Source organism: Aliterella atlantica CENA595 (genome assembly GCF_000952155.1).
Classification (GTDB): Bacteria; Cyanobacteriota; Cyanobacteriia; order Cyanobacteriales; family Chroococcidiopsidaceae; genus Aliterella; species Aliterella atlantica.
Map to the genome: position 1 here is coordinate 293,417 of NZ_JYON01000001.1, position 20,476 is coordinate 313,892.

Annotated in this window: 23 protein-coding genes; 12 read left to right on the forward strand and 11 right to left on the reverse strand. The window is 42.9% G+C overall.

Annotated elements, in window-relative coordinates:
* The first annotated feature begins 13 nt into the window (after positions 1-13).
* Both UH38_RS01365 and UH38_RS26595 read left to right on the forward strand, forming a co-directional pair.
* Positions 14-868, forward strand: coding sequence for a nitrate ABC transporter ATP-binding protein (locus tag UH38_RS01365; protein ID WP_045052799.1), 855 nt, complete (start codon positions 14-16; stop codon positions 866-868).
* A gap of 96 nt (positions 869-964) precedes the next feature.
* Complete coding sequence (locus tag UH38_RS26595) at positions 965-1,105, forward strand: hypothetical protein (protein WP_160295917.1); 141 nt, start codon at positions 965-967, stop codon at positions 1,103-1,105.
* Here UH38_RS26595 and UH38_RS28005 read toward each other — a convergent pair whose 3' ends face one another.
* The 6 genes from UH38_RS28005 to UH38_RS01395 all read right to left on the reverse strand — a co-directional run bounded on the left by UH38_RS28005 (position 1,106) and on the right by UH38_RS01395 (position 5,525).
* On the reverse strand, positions 1,106-1,864 hold the full coding sequence (locus UH38_RS28005) for a carbon dioxide-concentrating mechanism protein (RefSeq protein ID WP_045052800.1): 759 nt from the start codon (positions 1,862-1,864) through the stop codon (positions 1,106-1,108).
* A gap of 38 nt (positions 1,865-1,902) precedes the next feature.
* Complete coding sequence (locus tag UH38_RS01375; protein ID WP_045052801.1) at positions 1,903-2,508, reverse strand: LbetaH domain-containing protein; 606 nt, start codon at positions 2,506-2,508, stop codon at positions 1,903-1,905.
* Between the two features lie 234 nt (positions 2,509-2,742).
* A complete protein-coding gene (locus tag UH38_RS01380) occupies positions 2,743-4,410 on the reverse strand; it encodes a ribulose bisphosphate carboxylase small subunit (RefSeq protein WP_045052802.1) in 1,668 nt (555 codons plus the stop codon).
* A gap of 73 nt (positions 4,411-4,483) precedes the next feature.
* Entirely contained in the window at positions 4,484-4,786 is a 303-nt protein-coding gene (locus UH38_RS01385; protein ID WP_045052803.1) for a EutN/CcmL family microcompartment protein, read from the reverse strand.
* A 3-nt stretch (positions 4,787-4,789) separates the two neighbouring features.
* Positions 4,790-5,143 carry a carbon dioxide-concentrating mechanism protein CcmK gene (locus UH38_RS01390; protein ID WP_045052804.1) on the reverse strand — a complete coding sequence of 118 codons (354 nt, stop codon included), beginning with the start codon at positions 5,141-5,143 and terminating at the stop codon, positions 4,790-4,792.
* Between the two features lie 73 nt (positions 5,144-5,216).
* Positions 5,217-5,525 (reverse strand): carbon dioxide-concentrating mechanism protein CcmK, encoded by a 309-nt coding sequence (locus UH38_RS01395; protein WP_045052805.1) that lies wholly within the window; start codon positions 5,523-5,525, stop codon positions 5,217-5,219.
* Between the two features lie 522 nt (positions 5,526-6,047).
* Between UH38_RS01395 and UH38_RS01400 the strand changes: the two genes are divergently transcribed.
* From UH38_RS01400 to UH38_RS01430, 7 genes are all read left to right on the forward strand, one after another.
* The gene (locus UH38_RS01400) at positions 6,048-7,883 is read left to right on the forward strand and encodes an NAD(P)H-quinone oxidoreductase subunit F (protein WP_045052806.1); all 1,836 of its coding nucleotides are present in this window, start codon (positions 6,048-6,050) and stop codon (positions 7,881-7,883) included.
* A gap of 154 nt (positions 7,884-8,037) precedes the next feature.
* A complete protein-coding gene (locus tag UH38_RS01405; RefSeq protein ID WP_045052807.1) occupies positions 8,038-9,540 on the forward strand; it encodes an NADH-quinone oxidoreductase subunit M in 1,503 nt (500 codons plus the stop codon).
* A complete protein-coding gene (locus tag UH38_RS01410; protein ID WP_045052808.1) occupies positions 9,540-10,682 on the forward strand; it encodes a CO2 hydration protein in 1,143 nt (380 codons plus the stop codon). The genes UH38_RS01405 and UH38_RS01410 overlap by 1 nt, the downstream gene beginning before the upstream one ends.
* A gap of 104 nt (positions 10,683-10,786) precedes the next feature.
* The gene (locus UH38_RS01415) at positions 10,787-11,902 is read left to right on the forward strand and encodes an ABC transporter permease (RefSeq protein WP_045052809.1); all 1,116 of its coding nucleotides are present in this window, start codon (positions 10,787-10,789) and stop codon (positions 11,900-11,902) included.
* Positions 11,903-11,914: 12 nt separating this feature from the next.
* Positions 11,915-12,940, forward strand: a complete 1,026-nt coding sequence (locus tag UH38_RS01420) for an ADP-ribosylglycohydrolase family protein (RefSeq protein ID WP_045052810.1) — start codon at positions 11,915-11,917, stop codon at positions 12,938-12,940.
* Positions 12,941-13,018: 78 nt separating this feature from the next.
* A complete protein-coding gene (locus tag UH38_RS01425; RefSeq protein WP_235354996.1) occupies positions 13,019-13,267 on the forward strand; it encodes a hypothetical protein in 249 nt (82 codons plus the stop codon).
* An 82-nt stretch (positions 13,268-13,349) separates the two neighbouring features.
* On the forward strand, positions 13,350-14,054 hold the full coding sequence (locus UH38_RS01430) for a hypothetical protein (RefSeq protein WP_045052812.1): 705 nt from the start codon (positions 13,350-13,352) through the stop codon (positions 14,052-14,054).
* Between the two features lie 221 nt (positions 14,055-14,275).
* Here UH38_RS01430 and UH38_RS01435 read toward each other — a convergent pair whose 3' ends face one another.
* From UH38_RS01435 to UH38_RS01460, 5 genes are all read right to left on the reverse strand, one after another.
* A complete protein-coding gene (locus tag UH38_RS01435; RefSeq protein WP_045052813.1) occupies positions 14,276-14,590 on the reverse strand; it encodes a helix-turn-helix domain-containing protein in 315 nt (104 codons plus the stop codon).
* Positions 14,591-14,592: 2 nt separating this feature from the next.
* Positions 14,593-14,934, reverse strand: coding sequence for a type II toxin-antitoxin system RelE/ParE family toxin (locus UH38_RS01440; RefSeq protein ID WP_045052814.1), 342 nt, complete (start codon positions 14,932-14,934; stop codon positions 14,593-14,595).
* Between the two features lie 549 nt (positions 14,935-15,483).
* On the reverse strand, positions 15,484-15,909 hold the full coding sequence (locus UH38_RS01450; RefSeq protein WP_045052815.1) for a hypothetical protein: 426 nt from the start codon (positions 15,907-15,909) through the stop codon (positions 15,484-15,486).
* 17 nt (positions 15,910-15,926) lie between these two features.
* The gene (gene tsaB / locus UH38_RS01455) at positions 15,927-16,556 is read right to left on the reverse strand and encodes a tRNA (adenosine(37)-N6)-threonylcarbamoyltransferase complex dimerization subunit type 1 TsaB (protein WP_045052816.1); all 630 of its coding nucleotides are present in this window, start codon (positions 16,554-16,556) and stop codon (positions 15,927-15,929) included.
* A gap of 11 nt (positions 16,557-16,567) precedes the next feature.
* Positions 16,568-16,816, reverse strand: coding sequence for a Ycf34 family protein (locus UH38_RS01460; protein WP_045052817.1), 249 nt, complete (start codon positions 16,814-16,816; stop codon positions 16,568-16,570).
* A gap of 63 nt (positions 16,817-16,879) precedes the next feature.
* On the opposite strand from UH38_RS01460, the gene UH38_RS01465 reads away from it, so the two are divergent.
* From UH38_RS01465 to gorA, 3 genes are all read left to right on the forward strand, one after another.
* Positions 16,880-18,121: a CCA tRNA nucleotidyltransferase gene (locus UH38_RS01465; RefSeq protein WP_045052818.1), complete on the forward strand. Its 1,242-nt coding sequence runs from the start codon at positions 16,880-16,882 to the stop codon at positions 18,119-18,121.
* Between the two features lie 40 nt (positions 18,122-18,161).
* A complete protein-coding gene (gene blaOXA, locus UH38_RS01470) occupies positions 18,162-19,025 on the forward strand; it encodes a class D beta-lactamase (RefSeq protein WP_045052819.1) in 864 nt (287 codons plus the stop codon).
* A 92-nt stretch (positions 19,026-19,117) separates the two neighbouring features.
* On the forward strand, positions 19,118-20,458 hold the full coding sequence (gene gorA, locus UH38_RS01475; RefSeq protein WP_045053036.1) for a glutathione-disulfide reductase: 1,341 nt from the start codon (positions 19,118-19,120) through the stop codon (positions 20,456-20,458).
* Positions 20,459-20,476 lie beyond the last annotated feature (18 nt).

Below are 20,476 nucleotides of genomic sequence, written 5' to 3' on the forward strand. Positions count from 1 at the left end.
TTTATACAAACTCATGTTTAATCGCAATTCGGCTTACACTACGGACACATCGACAGCAACAGCGACTTTAACTCGCAACCGCAATGCTTTTTTAGAAATTGAGGATGTTTCTAAGGTTTACCCCACATCAAAAGGTCCGTTCACGGTTTTGGATGGCGTAAATTTAACTGTCAACGAGGGCGAGTTTATTTGCGTTATCGGTCACTCTGGTTGTGGTAAGTCTACGCTGCTAAATATGGTGGCTGGGTTTAGTACGCCTAGCAGTGGTTCTGTACGGCTCAATTCTAAGCCGATTGTCCAACCAGGTCCAGACCGGATGATGGTGTTCCAAAACTACGCTTTGTTGCCTTGGCGGACGGCTTTTGAAAATATTTATATTGCTGTTAATGCTGTTTACCCCAACAAGCCTAAAGCTGAAAAGTCAGCAATCGTCCGCGAACACTTAGCAATGGTAGGACTCACAGAAGCGGCGGATAAAAAGCCAACGCAACTATCTGGGGGGATGAAGCAGCGCGTAGCGATCGCTCGTGCTTTGGCAATCCGCCCGCAAGTGTTGATTCTAGACGAACCTTTTGGAGCGTTAGATGCGATCACCAAAGAGGAGTTGCAAGAGGAATTACTAAAAATCTGGACAGACCATCAATGTACTGTATTGATGATTACTCACGATATTGATGAAGCGCTGTTTCTTGCCGATCGCTTGGTAATGATGACTAACGGACCTGCAGCTAATATTGGCGAAGTATTAGAAATTCCTTTTGCCCGTCCCCGCGATCGCGCCCGCATTATGGAAGATCCGCAATACTACAAGCTGCGTAACTACGCCCTAGATTTCCTCTACCACCGTTTTGCCCACGACGACGAATAATTATTATCGTAGAGACGTAGCACTGCTACGTCTAGATATGGAGACGTAGCATTGCTACGTCTCTACCGCTAAACAACGGCAACATAAAGAGGAAATATGATGCGATCGCCATTTATCCATTTTCTGTTACTACTGGGCTTAATTGCTCCCCTAACAGCCTGTGATTTCGGCGGAGGAGATGCTGAGGAAGGACAAGAAAATACCGAACAGCAAGATAATGATGACGATGATGACTAATTACTCATCTAAGCGCAAAGGCTCCTCTAAAGGAACGGGTATTTGCTTCAAATCTGGCAGTTCTACTAATTCCAATTCTTTTTCTTTCTCTACAATTTTTGTCGGTATCGCTAAAGGTTGAGGCTTTTCGATCCAACAACTTGCTAGCGGTAAAGTCTGCTCCAAATCTTCCAAAGGTCTAGGAATCACCATTACAGCATTCAATTCGCCAATCCGCGCCGCTTCGTGCATTCCTGCCTCTAAAGCGACAGCAACATCAGCTACCGAACCGCGAATAATTGCCGTACATAATCCCGCGCCGATGATTTCGTGAGCGGAAAGCTCAACTTCTGCCGCTTTGAGCATAGTATCGGCGGCTCCTACCATTGCCGGAAAACCGCGAGTCTCTAATAAGCCGATCGCTTGATTGCTTAATTTACTACTACCACGACCGTAAGTAAGTTGAGCTAAACGACTACCAATCGGCAGCACTACTTCTAAATTAGGTAATGGTCTTGCAATCACTAAGCTAGAAATCAATTGCCCGTTTTGCTGGGCGTTTTCTGCGCCTACCTCCACTGCTAGGCGGACATCAGAAATTTTCCCGCGCACAATTGCCGTACAGTGACCGCTACCAATTTTCTCATAGCCAACTAATATTACTTCCGAAGATTTCAGCATTGCATCAGCAGCACTGACAATCGCTGGAAAACTACCAGTTGAGACTAAACCTAGTGCCTTATCTTTAAAGTCCTCTGTGTGCGGCTGATATACCCCCATCTTTAACCTCAAATTAAATGCTGCTGCTTTATCCTAATCTAACTGGCGTTTGAGGTGGGATTGTCGTTTTGGAGCGGACTATTTAATGTTTGTCTGTGAGGCAACAATGTTGAGAGTAATTGGTTTAAGCGTGCCTGTCCGTAAACTGGAGTGTTATTGTCTGCTGAGGATGAAATTTCTTCTGGTTGTGGAGCAACTTCTGAGCGATCGCTAGTATCTACTGCACCATTATCAACATTTGGCTCTGGTTCAGAAATGCGATCGTCTGTTTCGATAACTTTTTGCTCGGCTTGACGACTTTTATCTCCAATTAAAGAGCCTGGAGAAATTACTTCTCCTCGACTGACAGAACTATTAAAAATAGTTGTCATAGAACCAATACAAGCATTAGCGCCAATCTGACAATCGCCAACTATCAGCACTCCTGTACCAACATTTGTTCCTTCTGCGATCTCCAGTTTGCCTTTGTGCGCGTGCAAAATTGCTCCCATGCCAATACAAACCCCAGATGCAATCTTAATTTCACTGTCTGGATCTGCTTGGAGCAAAACACCTGGTGCGATCGCGGCTCCAGGATCGACAGTTACATTGCCACTAACATAAAACTGAGAGTTACTAATTGGCTGTAGCGGCGGCAAATGCATTGGAATTGAGTTCCTTTAGCGGACATAAATACTGCATTGATGAAGAATAAGGGAAAAGGGAAAAAGGTTTTCTTGTCCTTTTCCCACGCCGAAGAAATTTGCAACGGCTAATTCATCCGTCAAGCAGAAGTTTAGACATGGGAAGGACGACAGGAGAAACGCTGCTTTACAACAGTTATTTCTGACTGCCAATCTTTAAATTTGCTGGGAAACTAACGCTGCTAGAGCGCTGTTTTATTTACCCGGACGTTGAATAATCATTTCTACAACTCTACGCTTGGCTTTAGGGTCAATACCAATTAACCTGACGTATGCGTTGCGCTGTTCGGCCGATCTATTTTCAAGTTCAGCCATTACTTGAGATTGTTGCTTGGTTTGAATTACACCGCCACTTTGCCAAGAGCTAGTTTTAAACCTCCGCTCGTCAGCGTACTCGGTGCTGATCGTGTAACCTTGCGCGAGTAATTGCCTAACTTGGTCAGCAACTTCCGAGCTAAGACTTGAAGAACTAGAAGAATAATTGCTGTAGCTTTGCTCTTGAGGCTTGCTAGCTGCTGGACGGTAGCCATTGCTAGAAGAAGTTGTTGTAGATTGATTGTTACCGTCTGGTCGTTGAATAATTGCTTCTAGCGTCCGGCGCTTACTCTTGGTGTCAATCCCAATTAGACGCACGTATTCACCACTATGGTTGTCCATGCATTCTTCTAAAGCGGCGATCACAGTTGATTCTTGCTTAGAATCTATCGGCGAGCAACTTTGCCAAGAGCTAGTTTGGAAGCGGCGCTTGTCAGCGTGTTCCGTACCAACTTTGTAGCCTTGAGAAAGGATGTGGCGTACTTGATCTACGGTTTCTGGGCTTAACTTGGAACTACCCGAACTGCTATAGCTGGAATTGCTAGAATAAGAACTCTTAAAGCCGCTACTTGCAGATGAAGTAACGCGCCCATCGCCTGGGCGATCGCCTGGTCTTTGAATAATACTTTCTAAAACGCGCTTTCGAGATTTTGTATCAATTCCTAACAAACGCACGTATTCACCTTGGTGTTCGTCTAAGCAGCTTTCCAATTCTCGAAATACATCTGCTTCGCGCTTGGATTCTATCGGAGCGCAGCTTTGCCAAGAGCTAGTTTGGAAACGACGAGCATCGGCGTGTTCCATGCCGATGCGGTAGCCTTGTGCTAATAAGTTGCGGATTTGGTCTTGGACTTCTTCATTTATAGAGGAAGTCGAACTGTAGCTGGTGCGGTTATTATATTGAATCATGCGATCGCCGCCTTTAGATATTTCTTCTCTAACTGATTTAACGGGAGTAAATTTATCAGCTTGCTGATAATCGGAGCGCAGAGCATCATTAATGCCTACTATATGAGTTGCAAATTTCATGTCTGACTCTTGCACGTCAGGCAAATTATCTGCTTGTTGTTGATTGACAATCACCGAACCCGAAGGCACGTACTTACCTGCGGGGACTTCTACATCTTGGATCAAGGCGTGCATCATGACAATACAGCCAGAGCCTATCCTGGCGTTAAATACGGTGGAGCGAAAGCCGATAAAGCAATTGTCGCCAATATAGGCAGGACCGTGAATTAATGCCATGTGGGTAATCGAGACATTTTTTCCCACCCAAACCGAGTAAGAATTATTATCGTCGCCGACAACTCGACCTCGATCTAAGCCATGAATGACAACACCATCTTGAATATTTGTGCCATCGCCAATAATGAATGGATGACCTTTATCAGCGGTGATTGAAGTTCCTGGCGAAACTAACACATCAGCGCCAATGCGGACATCGCCGACAATATTGCTAAAAGAATGTACGTAAGCAGTTTCGTGAATTTTTGGTTCGCCGATACTAGGCGCGGGGGTAGGGGGAGCCGCAGGACTACGGACTGCCATGATTCGGTTCTCCTAACTAAAAGAATGCAATGAGCGATCGCTTGCTCAATTTGCAAAAATATTTTGCTAATATTTAGCGATATTGGTCTCTTTTGCTGTATACAGAACGATTTTCCACGCTTACCGTGTCTATAATCGCTACTACGGCTGCATCTACAGGACGTTGTTCGCTACCTGGTACTTGACGAGCAGCACTGCCACGACTGACAAGTACCCACTCGTCAACCCCTGCCCCCACGTTATCGGCTGCGACTTCGTATTTTGGTAGCTCTTGTCCCTCCTCATCCACAAATTGGAGGAGGAGGAACTTTACGCCTCTAAGACTAGGCTCTTTGTGGGTACTGACAACTGTGCCACGAACTTTGGCAATTTGCATTGATTATGGTCTTGTGTAAGGACCAGCGTGTAAGGCTCTACCACTTACGCTATCGCGAAATTGCTCTACATCGTCAGTGTAACGAATTGGCAATACATACTCTAGGTTTTCGTGCGGACGAGCGATGATGTGGGTAGACAATACTTGTCCGCCATTTACTCGCTTGACATTATCTACACCTGCTGCTACCGAAGCTTGCACTTCCGAAACGTCGCCCCGAACGATTACAGTTACGCGACCGCTGCCGATTTTTTCGTAGCCAACTAGAGTTACCCGCGCTGCTTTCACCATTGCGTCTGCTGCTTCTACAACAGCGGGGAAGCCTAGCGTTTCAATCATTCCTACGGCAATAGCCATGAGTTTTGCTCCTAAATACTTTGCTGATAAATGGACTTAATTAACACAATTTTGCAGGACAGCGTTACCTATGCTACAACCTAAATTGTTCTACTTCTTCGGTGTAGCGAATTGGTAGGACGTACTCAAGATTTTCGTGGGGACGGGCAATAATGTGGGTTGATAAGACTTCGCCACCGTTTACCCGCTTGGCTGATTCCACCCCAGCCGCAACTGAGGCTTGTACTTCCGAAACATCTCCTCGGACGATTACAGTTACGCGAGCGCTACCGATTTTTTCATACCCAACTAGGGTGACGCGGGCTGCTTTAACCATAGCATCGGCTGCTTCTACAACAGCAGGAAAGCCTTTGGTTTCAATCATTCCCACAGCAATTGGCATTTTTTTCTCCTCATGAAGCAATCCACAAAGTTTTGACACGCGAGTTTCACGGCAATACCCACCTGCTAAATTTTGACGGGCAGAGCCATTATTTGCTATATCAAAGTTTTTTGCGTTCTAAATCTAAGAATAGAGCGCGCGCGATCGCTTTGGCAATATAAGCTTTGATGATAATATTAAATTATTAATATTAAATAAGTTAATCGATCCCCCTGATAAACCAGGAAATTCACTAAAATTGAGGTATGTATAGATGTTTTACAATGGCTGATATAGATTTTCTTGGAAAAATCCAATACCTAGTTAGACTCTTAAGTAAAGATGAAGTAAGGCATTAGTTATCTAACTAGCCAAAGATTTTACTTTTGATCTAGATCGAGAGTAATCTGAAACAAAGATAATAATAGCAACTAAATAAAAATAGGTATTGTTTTAGCCTTGATGCCTCAAGCTAGTCAAAACTAATTTGGGTATAGAGACTAAGCAAGGCAATTATGTCAGAAATTTCAATGGTAATTTTCAATGGGTCAATTCCTCCTACAATCGAGTTGGTGGCTTCCTTGTTATGGCTTAATCGGTGCGGTATTGACTTTACCCTGGTCTGCTAATATCGTCCGGCGTACAGGTCCAAGACCAGCAGCGTACTTCAACTTATTAATGACAGTCTTAGCATTCGTGCATGGTGGTTTGTTGTTTAGACTGATTGCCACTAACGAGCCGCAACACTTAGTATTTCACTGGTTGCAAGTTGCAGACTTAGACCTGACATTTTCTTTAGAAATCTCCTTAATTACTGTAGGAGCAATGGAACTGGTAGCGGGTCTAAGTCTACTGGCTCAATTTTTTGCTCTAGGCTACATGGAGAAAGACTGGGCATTAGCGCGGTTCTTTGGAATAATGGGGTTTTTTGAGGGAGCAATGAGCGGGCTTGCCATCAGCAACTCTTTGCTATTGACCTACTGCTTTTTGGAAATGCTTACCCTCTCAACTTATTTGTTGGTAGGGTTTTGGTACGCACAACCATTAGTAGTTACTGCCGCGCGAGATGCATTTTTAACCAAAAGAGTAGGAGATATATTGCTATTGATGGGGGTTGTTGCCCTAGCATCGCTAGCAGGTAGCTTAGATTTTCCTGACCTTTATCGCTGGGCAGATACAGCTTCGTTACCGCCCGCAATGACAACGCTACTGAGCTTAACTTTGATTGCTGGACCTGTAGGCAAATGCGCTCAGTTCCCATTGCATTTGTGGCTAGATGAGGCAATGGAAGGACCTAACCCCGCCTCAATCTTGCGAAATTCAGTAGTAGTATCTTGTGGAGCTTACGTACTAATTAAACTCCAGCCGATTATCGAACTATCCCCAGTAGGGCAGACAGTTTTGATTTGTATCGGTACAGTTACAGCTATTGGGGCTTCCTTAGTAGCGCTAGCGCAGATTGATATTAAACGCGCCTTATCGCATTCAACTAGCGCTTATTTGGGGCTAGTATTTGTTGCCGTCGGGCTGCAATGGACTGGTTTTGCCTTACTATTACTATTTACTCATGCGATCGCCAAAGCATTGATGTTTATGAGTGTGGGTTCGATAATTTCCACCACCCACAACCAAGACCTGACCGAAATGGGCGGATTGTGGTCGCGGATGCCTGTAACTACAACTGCTTATGTAGTTGGTTCGGCTGGATTAGTCGGCTTGTTACCATTGGGAAGCTTTTGGGCATTGCAATTAGGGTTTGATGACTTTTGGCTAGACGAACCTTGGCTAGCAGGAGTTTTGTTAGTAGTTAACGCTCTTACAGCCTTAAATTTGACCCGCGTATTTCGTCTAGTATTTTTAGGGCAACCTCAACCTAAAACTAAGCGTACCCCAGAAGTAGCGTGGACGATGGTTGTACCGATGTTGTCGTTGATTATTACTAATTTATTAGTTCCCTTAATGTTGCAACGCTTGTCATTGCTGCCAACATGGGAATACGTCAGCAAAACATCTGTATCGCTATTAGCTTTATCTGGCTTGATTGGCTGCGCGATTGGTTCGACTATTTACTTACACAAAGCTTGGTCTAGACCGATAGAACTACCTTGGCGAGTAGTACAAGACTTGTTAGCCTACGACTTCTACATTGAGGCGCTTTACAAAGTCAGTGTAGTATTTGCAGTCGATTCCATGTCCAAATTAAGCTACTGGTTCGACCGTTATGTAATTGATGGCGTAGTAAATTTTGTGGGTTTAGCTTCTATCTTTAGCGGCGAGAGCTTGAAATACAGTGTCTCTGGTCAGTCTCAAGGTTACTTATTGACAATTATCGTGGGCGTTAGTCTTTTAGGTTTAGTTATGACCTGGACTATGTGGTAAACGTGGCAAAGTAGCATTCAAGAAGTTTTAGGTATTGAATGCTATTTAACCAAGGAAAGCTTGTAAATCAAAGGTCAAATAAGTAGCTCAAACCATTGTGGGATTAGCATCATACTTTTGACTTTTAACTTTTGACTTTTGACTTTTGACTTTTATGCTCAGTATTTTAATCTGGATGCCCGTGTTAGGTGCTGCTGTAATCGGGTTATGGTCTGGAGGTGAAAATGCTCCTCAACGTTCCCGAATTGTAGCTTTAGTAACAATCTCTTTTTCGCTCATCTGGACGCTTGTATTGGGCAGTCAGTTCGCGATTGGCGGTACGCAGATGCAGTTTTTAGAAAACATTCCTTGGTTAGATCAAATCGGTTTGACCTATCAAATAGGGCTAGATGGTTTATCTTTACCTTTAGTATTTTTAAACAGTCTGCTTACTTGGATTGCTATTTACAGCACAGAAAAAGGTATCAGCCGACCTCGGTTGTATTATGCCTTAGTTTTGCTGCTAAATACTGGAGTAGTAGGCGCTTTCGTATCTCAAAACTTGTTGCTATTTTTCTTATTTTACGAACTAGAACTAATCCCCCTATATTTACTAATTGCGATTTGGGGAGGTGCTAGACGGGGTTATGCAGCAACAAAGTTTCTTATTTACACGGCTGTATCTGGAATCTTGATTTTGGCAGCGTTTTTAGGCATAACTTGGCTTGGTGGTTCTGGTAGCTTTGATTATCAGCCACTACTTGCTCAAGCTTTACCCTTAACGCAGCAATTTGTCTTACTAGGCGCATTGTTGGTAGGATTTGGAATCAAAATTCCCCTAGTTCCATTTCATACTTGGTTGCCTGATGCTCACGTTGAAGCTTCCACACCAGTTTCCGTATTGTTAGCTGGCGTACTTCTGAAGTTGGGAACTTATGGAATATTGAGATTTGGGCTAGGGATGTTTCCTGAAGCTTGGGCTGTTTTAGCGCCTTCTTTAGCAACTTGGGCAACAGTTAGCGTATTGTATGGGGCATTTACAGCGATCGCCCAAACGGATATGAAAAAAATGGTAGCCTATAGTTCGATCGCTCACATGGGCTACGTATTGTTAGCTATGGCAACGGCTACACCTCTAAGTCTTGTCGCTGCTGTGTGCCAAATGATCGGTCACGGACTAATTTCTGCCTTACTATTTCTGTTAGTAGGCGTGGTTTATCAAAAAACTGGTACTCGTGACATCGGTATTTTGCGCGGCTTATTAAATCCCGAAAGAGGTTTGCCTTTAATTGGTAGCTTAATGGTTTTAGGCGTAATGGCAAGTTCCGGTATTCCTGGAATGGTGGGATTTATCAGCGAATTTCTAGTTTTTCGCAGCAGTTTCCCCACTTTCCCAGTTCAAACTCTACTTTGCATGGTAGGAACTGGTTTAACAGCCGTTTACTTCCTATTGTTAGTAAATCGCGTCTTTTTTGGGCGACTTTCCGAGCAAGTGATGAATTTGCCGCCCGTACAATGGTTCGATCGCACGCCAGCTATCATTTTAGCAATATCTATTGTTATTTTAGGATTGCAGCCTAATTGGATGACACGCTGGAGCGAAACGACAACTGCAAATCTTATTCTCCCAAAAGCAGCAGTAGTCGCCCCCATCTCTATGTCTCAGGAGTCTCGGTAATGCTTGATACTACTAAAAAAGTTTTAAAACCTTCAAATCACCCCCTAAACTCATATATCGAGCGGCTCAAAACTGGGGGTGCATTGCTGCCCGATACCAAGGAAAATGTATTAGAAGTTGTTGGCATCCTCAAAAGCTACGGTGTAGTGTTAGATGCTTACTACAAAAACCTAATATACATATCCGAACATCAATTTTTAGTATTTTTCCCCTTTTTCAAGTATTTCAACGGCGATGTTTCCCCGCAAAAACTGTTGCGCCACTGGTTCCACGACAGAATAAATTTTGAGTATGCCGAATACTGCATGAAAGGGATGTTGTGGCATGGCGGTGGGGGTTTGGATGCTTATTTAGATACGCCTGAATTTGCCGAGAGGGCGGAGCAAGCAATTCAAGCTAGAACTAAGCGAAGTTTGTTACTCAAAAGCCTGCATCCCTTGTTTCCAGACTTTTTACCCGAACACATTAGGCAACTTGCTTATTACAGCGGATTGGGGCAGTTTTGGCGAGTAATGAGCGAAAACTTCCTGACATTATCCGATCTTTACGATCGCGGTAAGATTGTGTCTATTGCCGAAGTTGTCGAACATATTAAAGCAGGTTTGGTTGCAGCGGCAGGGATTCCGATTACTTACTCGGTTACTTTAAATAACAAAACTTATGACATCATTCCTAAATCTGCGGGCTTGACATTTTTGCCAGATGTAGCTGTACCTTACGTAGAAGCAGTCTTCTTTCGCGGTACGCCCTTTTCGGGTACTGTTTCCTACAACGCCCAAGCGCATTACATTTCTCCAGATCAAAGTCGCTTTACTTATGGCGCTTTGTATGCAGATCCCTTGCCTATCGGTGGTGCAGGGATTCCCCCTACTTTGCTGATGCAGGATATGCGTCACTTTTTGCCAGAGTATTTACACGAGTTGTATCGTAACAGTCTGCGCGGAGAAGATGACTTGCGAGTAAAAATTTGCCAAACTTTCCAAAAATCAATGTTCTGCGTAACTACAGCAACAATTTTAGGACTAGCACCTCATCCGTTAGATTCTACCGATCCAGACCATATTCAAGCAAATCAAGCGTATTTAGAAAAGTGGATGGATCGTTTTGTAGATTCTCGCTTACACGACGTGCAAGTTGGGTAAAGCTTAATCAGTAACCATTTATAACTGGTCACTGGTCACTGGTTACTGGTCACTGTTTTAAATGCGCTAATCTATTTCTATTGCACTGAGTAGGAAAGATGTAAATGAACTGGTGGCAACGACTGAAAAAAAATCCCTTAGCCCGATTTGGCGCAATATTGCTACTGATATTTTATCTAGCGGTAATTGCAGCGGATTTTGTTGCCCCTTACGATCCTTACGACTCGCAAGCAAATGGTTCGCTTTTGCCACCAACACAAGTTTACTGGCGCAACCAAGCAGGGCAATTTGTAGGACCTCACGTTTATCCTACAACTCAAGGGCAAACAGAATTAGCAACAGGCGATCGCAAATTAATTGTAGATCGCCAAAAACCTGCTGGCTTAAGTTTATTCGTTCAAGGTTCGCCTTACCAACTATTTAAGCTAAGTTTGCCTTTGCCGCCGACATTTGATGATGTGGAGATATTTAGCGGTATTCCCGCAAATTTGCATTTATTTGGCACGACAGGAGCAGCAAGGTTTAATTTATTAGGTACTGACGAACAAGGACGCGATCAATTTACGCGGTTGTTATTTGGTGGCAGGATTAGTCTGAGTATTGGTTTACTGGGAATTGCCATAACTTTTCCCTTGGGAATGATTGTCGGCGGTATTTCCGGCTACTTTGGCAAGTGGACAGATAGTATAATCATGCGCTTGGTAGAAGTGGTGATGACGATTCCTACTTTATATCTTTTAGTTGCCCTAGCTGCAGTTTTACCACCAGGATTAACCAGTAGCACAAAATTTGCCTTAATTGTCTTAATTACATCTTTTGTATCGTGGGCAGGGTTAGCGCGAGTAATTCGCGGACAAGTGCTATCAATTAAAGAGCGAGAATTTGTCCAAGCGGCAAAAGCTATGGGTGGCGATTCATTTTACATTATCCTGCGACACGTTTTGCCTCAGACCGCAAGTTATATTATTATCTCGGCAACTTTAGCAGTACCTAGCTTTATCGTAGCGGAGTCGGTACTAAGTTTGATTGGGTTAGGGATTCAGCAGCCCGATCCTTCTTGGGGTAATATGCTCTCGCTAGCTACCAATGCTTCTATTTTGGTACTGCAACCTTGGTTAGTATGGCCCCCAGCGTTACTGATTATTTTGACAGTATTAGCTTTTAATTTGTTGGGTGATGGTTTAAGGGATGCTTTAGATCCGCGTAGCGTCAGAAGGTAGTTAGAGTTATTCATGACAGTTGAAGATAAAGTCAAAGGAAGTCTATTCGGTCTTGCCTTCGGTGATGCTTACGGCGCACCGACAGAGTTTATGTCTATTGATGAGATTATTAGTAGATGGTCTATTTACGGTCCGCTTGACCTAGAAGGCGATCCCGCTTGCGTGACTGACGATACCCAAATGGCGATCGCTGTTGCTAATGCTTTAATCTCATGTAAAGCTAATTCGTTAACACCAGAATGCCTAGAGAGTGCTTTACGTCATTCCTTTATTGAGTGGCTCAACTCTCCTGACAACAATCGCGCTCCAGGTATGACTTGTCTAACAGCTTGCGAAGCACTAGAAGTAGGCAAACAATGGGTAGAGGCAACAGTCAAGAACTCAAAAGGTTGCGGCGCTAATATGCGCGTGACACCAGTGGGATTATTGCAGGTAAACGGTAGCAATTTAGCAGATGAAACTTGCGCTGCGATCGCTCAATTCCAAGCTGCACTCACACACGGGCATCCAACTGCTTTAGCCGCGTCTAACCTAACTGCTTGGGCAACAAAATATCTGCTGAACCAAAGCAATCTCAACACTTTTAGCAAAGATTTGCGCGAATACGCCATCTCACAACGGCACATTTATCACGCGCAATGGCTGGGTACTCTGTGGCAAAGACCAGCAGTAGAATCGTCTCAACAATTTATAGCTCGTGGTTGGGATGAAGTTTTAAATGTATTAGATCGGCTAGATGCAGCTTTACAATCTCCTGACTACGATGCAGATCCATGTTTAGCAACCGGAGCAGGTTGGGTAGCAGAGGAAGCATTAGTTACAGGACTACTGTGTTTTCTGTTGTACAGCGATCGCCCCAAAAAAGCATTGCAAAGAGCAGCAACCACATCAGGAGACTCAGATTCAATCGCTTGTCTAACAGGAGCGTTCGCGGGAGCATATTTAGGCATGAGCGCTTGGTCAGAAGACTGGGTTTCCAGAATCGAGTATCGAGAACAATTAGAGCGGCTAGCGATCGCCCTTACTAGCAGAAGTTGACGATTTTCAAGAATGCGATCTCGTTAATTAAAGCACTAGCAAAATACAATTAAAAGAAAGACAGCTTTAGGCAAGAAAATGCTGATGTCGTTGCAAGAAGTGCAAAAGCAGGCATTACAACTACCAATTGGCGATCGCTGGCGTTTGGTTGAGTCTGTACTAACATCGATTCAACAAGAAACGCGATCGGCTAATTCTTTAGATGCAACCGTAAAACCTTTAACAGACCTCGATCCTTGGACTCAAAGTTTACTCGGTGCAATTCAGGTAGGAACCAAAGATTCCACAGAATCATATGTGGATTATTTAGAGGAGAAATATAGTTGAAGCGGGTGTTGTTTGACAGCAATGTGTTGCTAGATGTTTTGGCACAACGTCAACCATTCATTAAAGATAGTGTTTATAAGCAATGTCAACTGAGATAGAAGTAGTTAAAGCCAGTATTTTCAAATATTTATCTCATCTTCACGATGCTGATTACCTGGGTGCGATCGCTACTTCCATGCCGTTATCGAAATTTTGCAATATAGTTAGTTTACTTCTCCAGTCTGGGGATAACGAGACTGTCGGTTTAACTATGCTTTTCATTACAGACTTGGTAATGGCTGGTTCTCATCATCCGCAATGTGCAGAATTTGGGGAGCAATACCCAAACTCTCTAGTTGTTAAAACACTTGAGCAAATGGTTTTTTCTCTAAACCACTATATTTGTACTCAATCCGTTTACACTTTAGGGAAAACTTGTAGTTACAATAGCGTTGATGCCATCAATCAAGCTTTTTTTAAGCTGCGAGATATTGCTCCTTTTGCACTACCTAGATTAATGGGAGAGATGGGATGGCTTGGAGCCGATAACTTTTGGGAACTGCTTGAATCAATGATATCTAGCCCAGTTTATGCAACTCGTTGGGCAGTTCTAGACATCTTACATGAATTTAATGGCGACCAACCGACAGAAGAAGATGAACTATATCAGCATAAATGCAAATTAGTCGAGGAGTTGCGCCAAGACTCAAATATTTACGTGCGTTTAGAGGCTGAGTATGAGTACCAACTACTAAAGTTTCGCAGTAAGAGTTACGAATTACCGAAAGCAGAGCGTAGAAAGCAGTGAAAGAATTTGCAACTTCAATACCAACCACGTACTGCTTTGCAGCGATTTCATCTAAGTTTTTAAACACTTTAAACAATAAGGGACAAAAAGAGTATTCCATATCCGAGCTTGAATCATTTATTGATTCACTACTTGAGTAAACTGTAAGTTGTAGATACATCTCTACTTGTTGAACGTTAAATGCTGAATAAGCCTTATGTTGATTATGATATTTCAGATATTTATCCAACTTCCGCTATAACTTTACCTATGTCTTGAGGAGTTGCGCCTGTTGCTAGCATTGCTCGGATTAATAACTCAATCGAAACTGAAGCATCGCCATTTTCTGCATTAGCAATACGTGGTTGGCTAGACTGAATTTTCTTTGCTAGTTCAACTTGGGTCATTAATTTTTGTCGTCTTGCTTTTAAGCTGCGACTAAGAGCTAATTTGATTTCAATCAGGATGTTTTCTTCTGGCGTTAACTCTAGAAATTCTGAAACTGTACCTATATTCCAGCCTTTTGCTTCTAAACGTTCTTTTTTCAATCTGTCCATAACTAATCCTGTATATCTTTATCGTACTTACTCAATCGCTTTTTACAGTTTTCAATAACTTGAGTAGGTGTTGTTCGTGTAGTCTTATCAAACACATCAAGAATTAAAATGGCATCGCTATCGATTCGATAAACAATTCGCCAATTTTTATCCACATCTCGGATTCGTAATTCATGACAATGCGCTCCTACACTTGGCATTGGTCGTGAGTGGGGTAATTCTAGGTTATCGCCTTGCTGTAAGCGTCTCAGCAGAAAACCTGCTTCAATACGCGCTTCCTGGCTAAAAGGTGGAGTTTTGACCTCACCACGTAACCAAATCAAGGGTTTATCATCTTTGTCCATACTTCTTTTATATCATATCTGATATAATAAAGTTGCATTAGTGTACTGAAGTTTAAATGTAGGAAAAAATCAGAAGATTATGATGTTGAGGTGGCTATGAGAACATAAAGAAGTCACCCATTTTTCTCTGTCTTATGACTACAGCAGATTTATTTCCAAGGCTGAGAGAATTACCTCGTGCAGAAAAATTGAAAGTTATGCAATTTCTAATTGCGGAGTTAGCGAAAGAGGAAGAACCAACCCTCCAAGCTGGAGCAACGTAATCCCTTTGGTCGCCCCTCAATTCTCATCGAGCAGCGCACAAGCTTAGTCAACTCCTAAAATCGGATCGAAACGTTTAACCGACAAGTTTGAAGGTTGCTATGACTAAAATACAAGCCCTATGCTCAGAATTCACTATGAGCGATCGCTATCAAACTATAGTTGACGCTGAAATCGAACATTAGACCTCTTGCGCGAATCAAAGAAAGCCCCCTAAATCCCCCAACTTTGGGGGACTTTAAATCCGGTTCCCCCCAAAATTGGGGGGCTAGGGGGGCAAAAGATTATTCACGCAGGAGGTCTATTCATCAAAATTCGTAAATCTTCTTTCTTGTTGACACTGGGTGGTTGCAGACGATTCAAATCAATCCCTAGTTCTTGCTCATCTTCAGTGTCTAAACTTTCAAATCGACCATACTCATCTTCCATCAGTTCAATCGCCGCCGCTGCTTCATCCTCGCAATAGATAGTTCTTCCATCCGAATCAAAAACTTCAGCCTGTAAATCATCAAATACTTGCAGCCGCGCCCATAATACATCTACAAATTCTCCACTCAGGCTGACCGTCCAATCTAGCCACCATTCCTCTTTCATCAACGATCTTACTTTTTTAGCATTGACAAGATTTGCTGCAATCAACTGAAGTTCTTGGCGAAGTTCAGGCAAGCGATAATGATCGCCCTCGCATTCATTAAATGGGGAGTTCAGTGTCAACGTAACAGCCGATCTTCTTACAACTCAACTGGGTGTTGTCCGTAGAAGGGTAATGCTTCTGTCCATGTAGGAAGTTTACCTTGTTGCCAATTTAAATATGCAAGCTCTAAAACGCTGGTGACTGTTTTACCTAACCCACTTTCAGGTTGGATTAATTTATAAGGTGTATGCCAAATTTCTAAGGTATTTTGCCATGCGTCTATTGTCATTACGCTGTCTGGCAACAATGGAGTTACGCTATTACCAGCAGTAACTTGGTAAATTGCTGCATATACACGATCGCTTTGTGCTGGTAGTTGAATTGCTAGTATTTCTGCTTGGCTTTTTTCTGAGTGGGCGATCGCTTCTAAACTAGATATAGCAAATAAAGGTACATCCAACTGTTGCGCCAATGTCCTCGCTGTAACTACCCCCATCCGAGTGCTAGTATAGCTTCCAGGACCTTTAGCTACAGCAATAAAGGCTAAATCTGCCCAAGTTTGGGGCTGGAGAAATGCTGCTAAATGATAGTGTAAATGAGTAGAAAGCGATCGCCCTAAACCCCATACCTGAGAACGCGAGTCACCCGCGAAGTTGCTCAGTGCTAAACCAAGTTCTGGGCTAGTAGTATGTAGGGCAAGAGCGTATTTATTTGTCAAATTCTCCATACCCTCTTACTTCATGTTGGCACTAATTCGCCTGGGCGTAATTTTGCCCATTTGCCATTTTCTTGCTTAAAACTCAAGCAACCAACAACATCCCACTCCATTTGAATTTCATCTTCAGTTGTGCGGATGTTCACATTGATTGATGGTTCGTTTGGTTCAAAATCAGGTGTTTCGCTCAGGTGCGGCTGTTGGTGCTGGTGTTCTACTGCATTGTAGGTGATGCAGCGATCTACATAATGGCAGTTTACGCAAATACACATAAATCTGTCTCCAAAGGCTTTTCTGCTAATCTAGCTCAATTGACAGTTAGTTGATGGCTATTTATGTCTCTTTCTGCATTATCTCCCGAAACTTGGTGTTTTGACTTAGCGTGGATACCCCAAAATGCTTATTTGGTAGGTGGTGCGGTACGCGATGCAATCTTAAAGCGCGAATCTGAATATTTAGATTTGGATTTTGTTCTACCAGATGTAGCAGTACAAGTAGCCAGAAAAATCGCTAGTCACTATAAGGCTGGTTTTGTTTTATTAGATAGCGATCGCCAAATTGCTAGAGTTGTATTCAAGCAAGCTACGGTAGATTTTGCCCAGCAGCAAGGGGAAAGGCTAATAGATGACTTGCATAGACGAGATTTTACAATTAATGCGATCGCTTATAGTCCCCATACTCAAGAATTTATCGATCCCCTAAAAGGATGTAACGATTTGCAGCAGCGCATTATCCGTATGGTATCGCCTGCAAATTTACAAGACGATCCTTTAAGACTACTACGAGCTTATCGCCAAGCTGCTCAACTTGGGTTTGAAATTGAAGCAGAAACTCAAGCAGCTATTGTTAATTTTGCACCTTTACTGAGTAATATAGCGGCGGAAAGAGTACGAGTAGAACTTGGCTACTTGTTAAATAGTTCTATGGGTAGTCGAGGGTTGATAAGTGCTTGGCAAGATGGATTGCTAAAAACTTGGTTTGCTAATACCGAGCGATCGCATTTATCTAAATTAGCTCTAATAGATGCAAGTGCAATTACTCTCAAGCAACTGCCATTATCGCAACCTTTGAGCGACACGATCAAAACTACTTGGTTAGGCATTGCTAAATTAGCGTGTTTAGTTACTCATAGCATTGAATTAGCAGAAATTGAACTACAACAACTAACCTACAGCCGCGCCGAAATTCGTGCTGTAACAACTGTGTTGAAACTACTGCCACAATTACAAGCTACAGCAGGCGATCTGAGCTTAAAAGAGCAATATTTGTTATTTCGTCAAGCTGGAGTAGTTTTCCCCGCCTTAGCGGTGCTAGCAGCAGCAAATGGGATGTCAAAAGCAGACTTAACCCCGTTAACAGATCGCTATCTCAACCCCACAGATCCAGTTGCTCATCCACAGTTACTTGTAAATGGTAAAGACCTGATGCAAGCATTGCAAATAGCTCCTAGCCCTTTGGTGGGAGAATTGTTGAATAAAATTGCGATCGCCCAAATTGAAGGTAAAATCTCTACACCTATTCAAGCTATAGACTTAGCAGCTACCTTGCTAAAATCTGCGGGAACTATAGACCGATAAATTTCTACTAGGTAAACGACTAAATTGCAGAGGTAGTTAAATGTCTTTACTTCGTGGGATTGCGATCGCATCAGCTTGTCTTATTTTGCTACCATCTGCGATGCCGAAGGCGGTTCGCCCTGCGACCATCGCTACAGCTTCACCTACTCAAGTTTTACTTACTCAGCAGACAAAAAGTACCTGGCAAGAACGCCCAGATTTTGCTAAATATTTTCAAAAAGCAGGTGTCAAAGGTACTTTTCTACTGTATAACCGCAAACAAAATCTATATCTTGTCTATAATCGTCAAAGCGCTAACTCTCGCGTCGTTCCTGCTTCTACTTACAAAATTCTTAACTCCCTAATCGCCCTGGAAACTGGCGCAATAGCAGATGAAAATGAGGTTATCAAATGGGATGGCGTAAAAAGAGAATTTCCAGTTTGGAATAAAGACCAGACAATGAGAACTGCAATTAAAGACTCTGTTGTTTGGTTTTACCAAGAACTAGCAAGGCGTATCGGTCAACAGAGGATGCAACGCTATATCAATCTAGCAAATTATGGTAATCGAGATATTAGCGGCGGCATCGATCGCTTTTGGCTAGATGGAGGTTTGAGAATCACCCCTAAAGAGCAAATAGATTTTTTGGTGAAGTTGCAACAAAATAAGTTACCTTTCTCTGAACGTTCGATGGCGATCGTCAAAAATATTATTATCAACGAAAAAACCAGCGATTACGTGCTAAGAGGTAAAACAGGCTGGCAAAAACAAGTTGGTTGGTATGTAGGCTACTTAGAACGCGGTAGTGATGTCTATTTCTTTGCTATTAACATGGATATCGCTAAACCAGAGGATGCTAAAGCTAGAGTGGCTATTACCAAAAGTATTTTGCAAGATTTGGGATTAGTAGCAAAAACTAAATAAATCCACCATGCGGACGTTCCCTAAATCTAGCTTCTAGAGCCAAGATGCAAATTATCCGCTTTTTTGAGCTAGAAATATTTGCATCTATACTCATGACATTTGACTACGATCTATTTGTAATTGGTTCGGGTTCAGCAGGAATAGCAGCTTGCAAACAAGCTGTCACCTATGGGAAGCGCGTCGGCGTTGTCGAACAAGAAGATTTTGGCGGTACTTGTATCAATCGCGGTTGCATTCCTAAAAAATTTATTGTCTATGCTGCTGATTTTGCCTTGCAAAACCAAGTTGCATCTAGTTATGGATGGGATAACATTCAAGGTAATTTTGACTGGGGACGTTTTATTCAATCAGTACACCAGCAGATTGCCAAGCGCCAGCAGTCATACTTGCAAAAGTTACAAGCAACCGGAGTAGAAATGCTCCAAGGTAAAGCAACTTTCGTCGACGCGCATACTGTAGAAATTAGCGATCGCAAAATTACAGCAGACAAAATTATTATCGCTGTAGGTGGAGAAGCGATAAAACTAGATATACCAGGTGCAGAGTACGCCATTACCTCCCGCGAGATGTTTCTGCTAGAACAATTACCCAAACGTTTAGCAATTGTTGGCGGCGGCTATATCGGCGTGGAATTTTCTAGCATGATGAATGCTTTTGGCGTTGAAGTTACCTTGATGGATAACGACGAGTTGATTCTATCGGGCTTTGATGGCGATATTCGCTCTGGCGTACAATCAGGGCTAATGAAAAGGGGAATAAAGTTTCTTGGCAAAACTACAGCCGAAGAGATTGAGAAAACCGATCGAGGATTGCAGTTAACTTTATCAGGCGATCGCAAAACAATTACTGTAGATACTATCTTGTTTGCTACTGGTAGAAGCCCCAAAACCAAAAATCTCGGTTTAGAAAATGCAGGGGTAGAAATTACCGAAAAAGGTGCTGTGCAAGTAGATGAATACAGTCGCACTACTCAAGATAATATATTTGCAATTGGCGATTGTACTAGCCGCATTCCTCTAACTCCCGTTGCTAGAGCAGAAGGTAAAGCTGTTGCTAAAACAATTTTTGACAGCAGTTCTGTCAAGCTAGATTACAATTGCGTCCCCTCGGCTGTATTTGCGCGTCCAGAAGCCGCTAGCGTGGGTATGAGCGAGGCGAAAGCCAAAGAAAAGTTTGCAAGCGTTCAATGTCATCGCACTGAGTTTGAGGCATTATTTGAAAGCATGACAGAGCGAGAAGATTGCACGATGATGAAGTTGGTTGTAGATGGTAGTAGCGATCGCGTTTTAGGCGCTCACATGGTAGGAGAACGCGCTGCTGATATTATTCAATCTCTGGCTGTAGCCATCAAAAAGGGCATAACTAAACACGATTTTGATGCGACAATTGGCATCCACCCGACCACAGGAGAAGAGTTTCTAGTGCTAGATTGAACTCAAATGCAGCTATAA

Coding starts and splice junctions, on each gene's coding strand:
- UH38_RS01365 (WP_045052799.1), top strand. CDS start 14: ATGTTTAATCGCAATTCGGCTTACACTACGGACACATCGACAGCAACA.
- UH38_RS26595 (WP_160295917.1), top strand. CDS start 965: ATGATGCGATCGCCATTTATCCATTTTCTGTTACTACTGGGCTTAATT.
- UH38_RS28005 (WP_045052800.1), bottom strand. CDS start 1,864: ATGGGGGTATATCAGCCGCACACAGAGGACTTTAAAGATAAGGCACTA.
- UH38_RS01375 (WP_045052801.1), bottom strand. CDS start 2,508: ATGCATTTGCCGCCGCTACAGCCAATTAGTAACTCTCAGTTTTATGTT.
- UH38_RS01380 (WP_045052802.1), bottom strand. CDS start 4,410: ATGGCAGTCCGTAGTCCTGCGGCTCCCCCTACCCCCGCGCCTAGTATC.
- UH38_RS01385 (WP_045052803.1), bottom strand. CDS start 4,786: ATGCAAATTGCCAAAGTTCGTGGCACAGTTGTCAGTACCCACAAAGAG.
- UH38_RS01390 (WP_045052804.1), bottom strand. CDS start 5,143: ATGGCTATTGCCGTAGGAATGATTGAAACGCTAGGCTTCCCCGCTGTT.
- UH38_RS01395 (WP_045052805.1), bottom strand. CDS start 5,525: ATGCCAATTGCTGTGGGAATGATTGAAACCAAAGGCTTTCCTGCTGTT.
- UH38_RS01400 (WP_045052806.1), top strand. CDS start 6,048: ATGGGTCAATTCCTCCTACAATCGAGTTGGTGGCTTCCTTGTTATGGC.
- UH38_RS01405 (WP_045052807.1), top strand. CDS start 8,038: ATGCTCAGTATTTTAATCTGGATGCCCGTGTTAGGTGCTGCTGTAATC.
- UH38_RS01410 (WP_045052808.1), top strand. CDS start 9,540: ATGCTTGATACTACTAAAAAAGTTTTAAAACCTTCAAATCACCCCCTA.
- UH38_RS01415 (WP_045052809.1), top strand. CDS start 10,787: ATGAACTGGTGGCAACGACTGAAAAAAAATCCCTTAGCCCGATTTGGC.
- UH38_RS01420 (WP_045052810.1), top strand. CDS start 11,915: ATGACAGTTGAAGATAAAGTCAAAGGAAGTCTATTCGGTCTTGCCTTC.
- UH38_RS01425 (WP_235354996.1), top strand. CDS start 13,019: ATGCTGATGTCGTTGCAAGAAGTGCAAAAGCAGGCATTACAACTACCA.
- UH38_RS01430 (WP_045052812.1), top strand. CDS start 13,350: ATGTCAACTGAGATAGAAGTAGTTAAAGCCAGTATTTTCAAATATTTA.
- UH38_RS01435 (WP_045052813.1), bottom strand. CDS start 14,590: ATGGACAGATTGAAAAAAGAACGTTTAGAAGCAAAAGGCTGGAATATA.
- UH38_RS01440 (WP_045052814.1), bottom strand. CDS start 14,934: ATGGACAAAGATGATAAACCCTTGATTTGGTTACGTGGTGAGGTCAAA.
- tsaB (WP_045052816.1), bottom strand. CDS start 16,556: ATGGAGAATTTGACAAATAAATACGCTCTTGCCCTACATACTACTAGC.
- UH38_RS01460 (WP_045052817.1), bottom strand. CDS start 16,816: ATGTGTATTTGCGTAAACTGCCATTATGTAGATCGCTGCATCACCTAC.
- UH38_RS01465 (WP_045052818.1), top strand. CDS start 16,880: ATGTCTCTTTCTGCATTATCTCCCGAAACTTGGTGTTTTGACTTAGCG.
- blaOXA (WP_045052819.1), top strand. CDS start 18,162: ATGTCTTTACTTCGTGGGATTGCGATCGCATCAGCTTGTCTTATTTTG.
- gorA (WP_045053036.1), top strand. CDS start 19,118: ATGACATTTGACTACGATCTATTTGTAATTGGTTCGGGTTCAGCAGGA.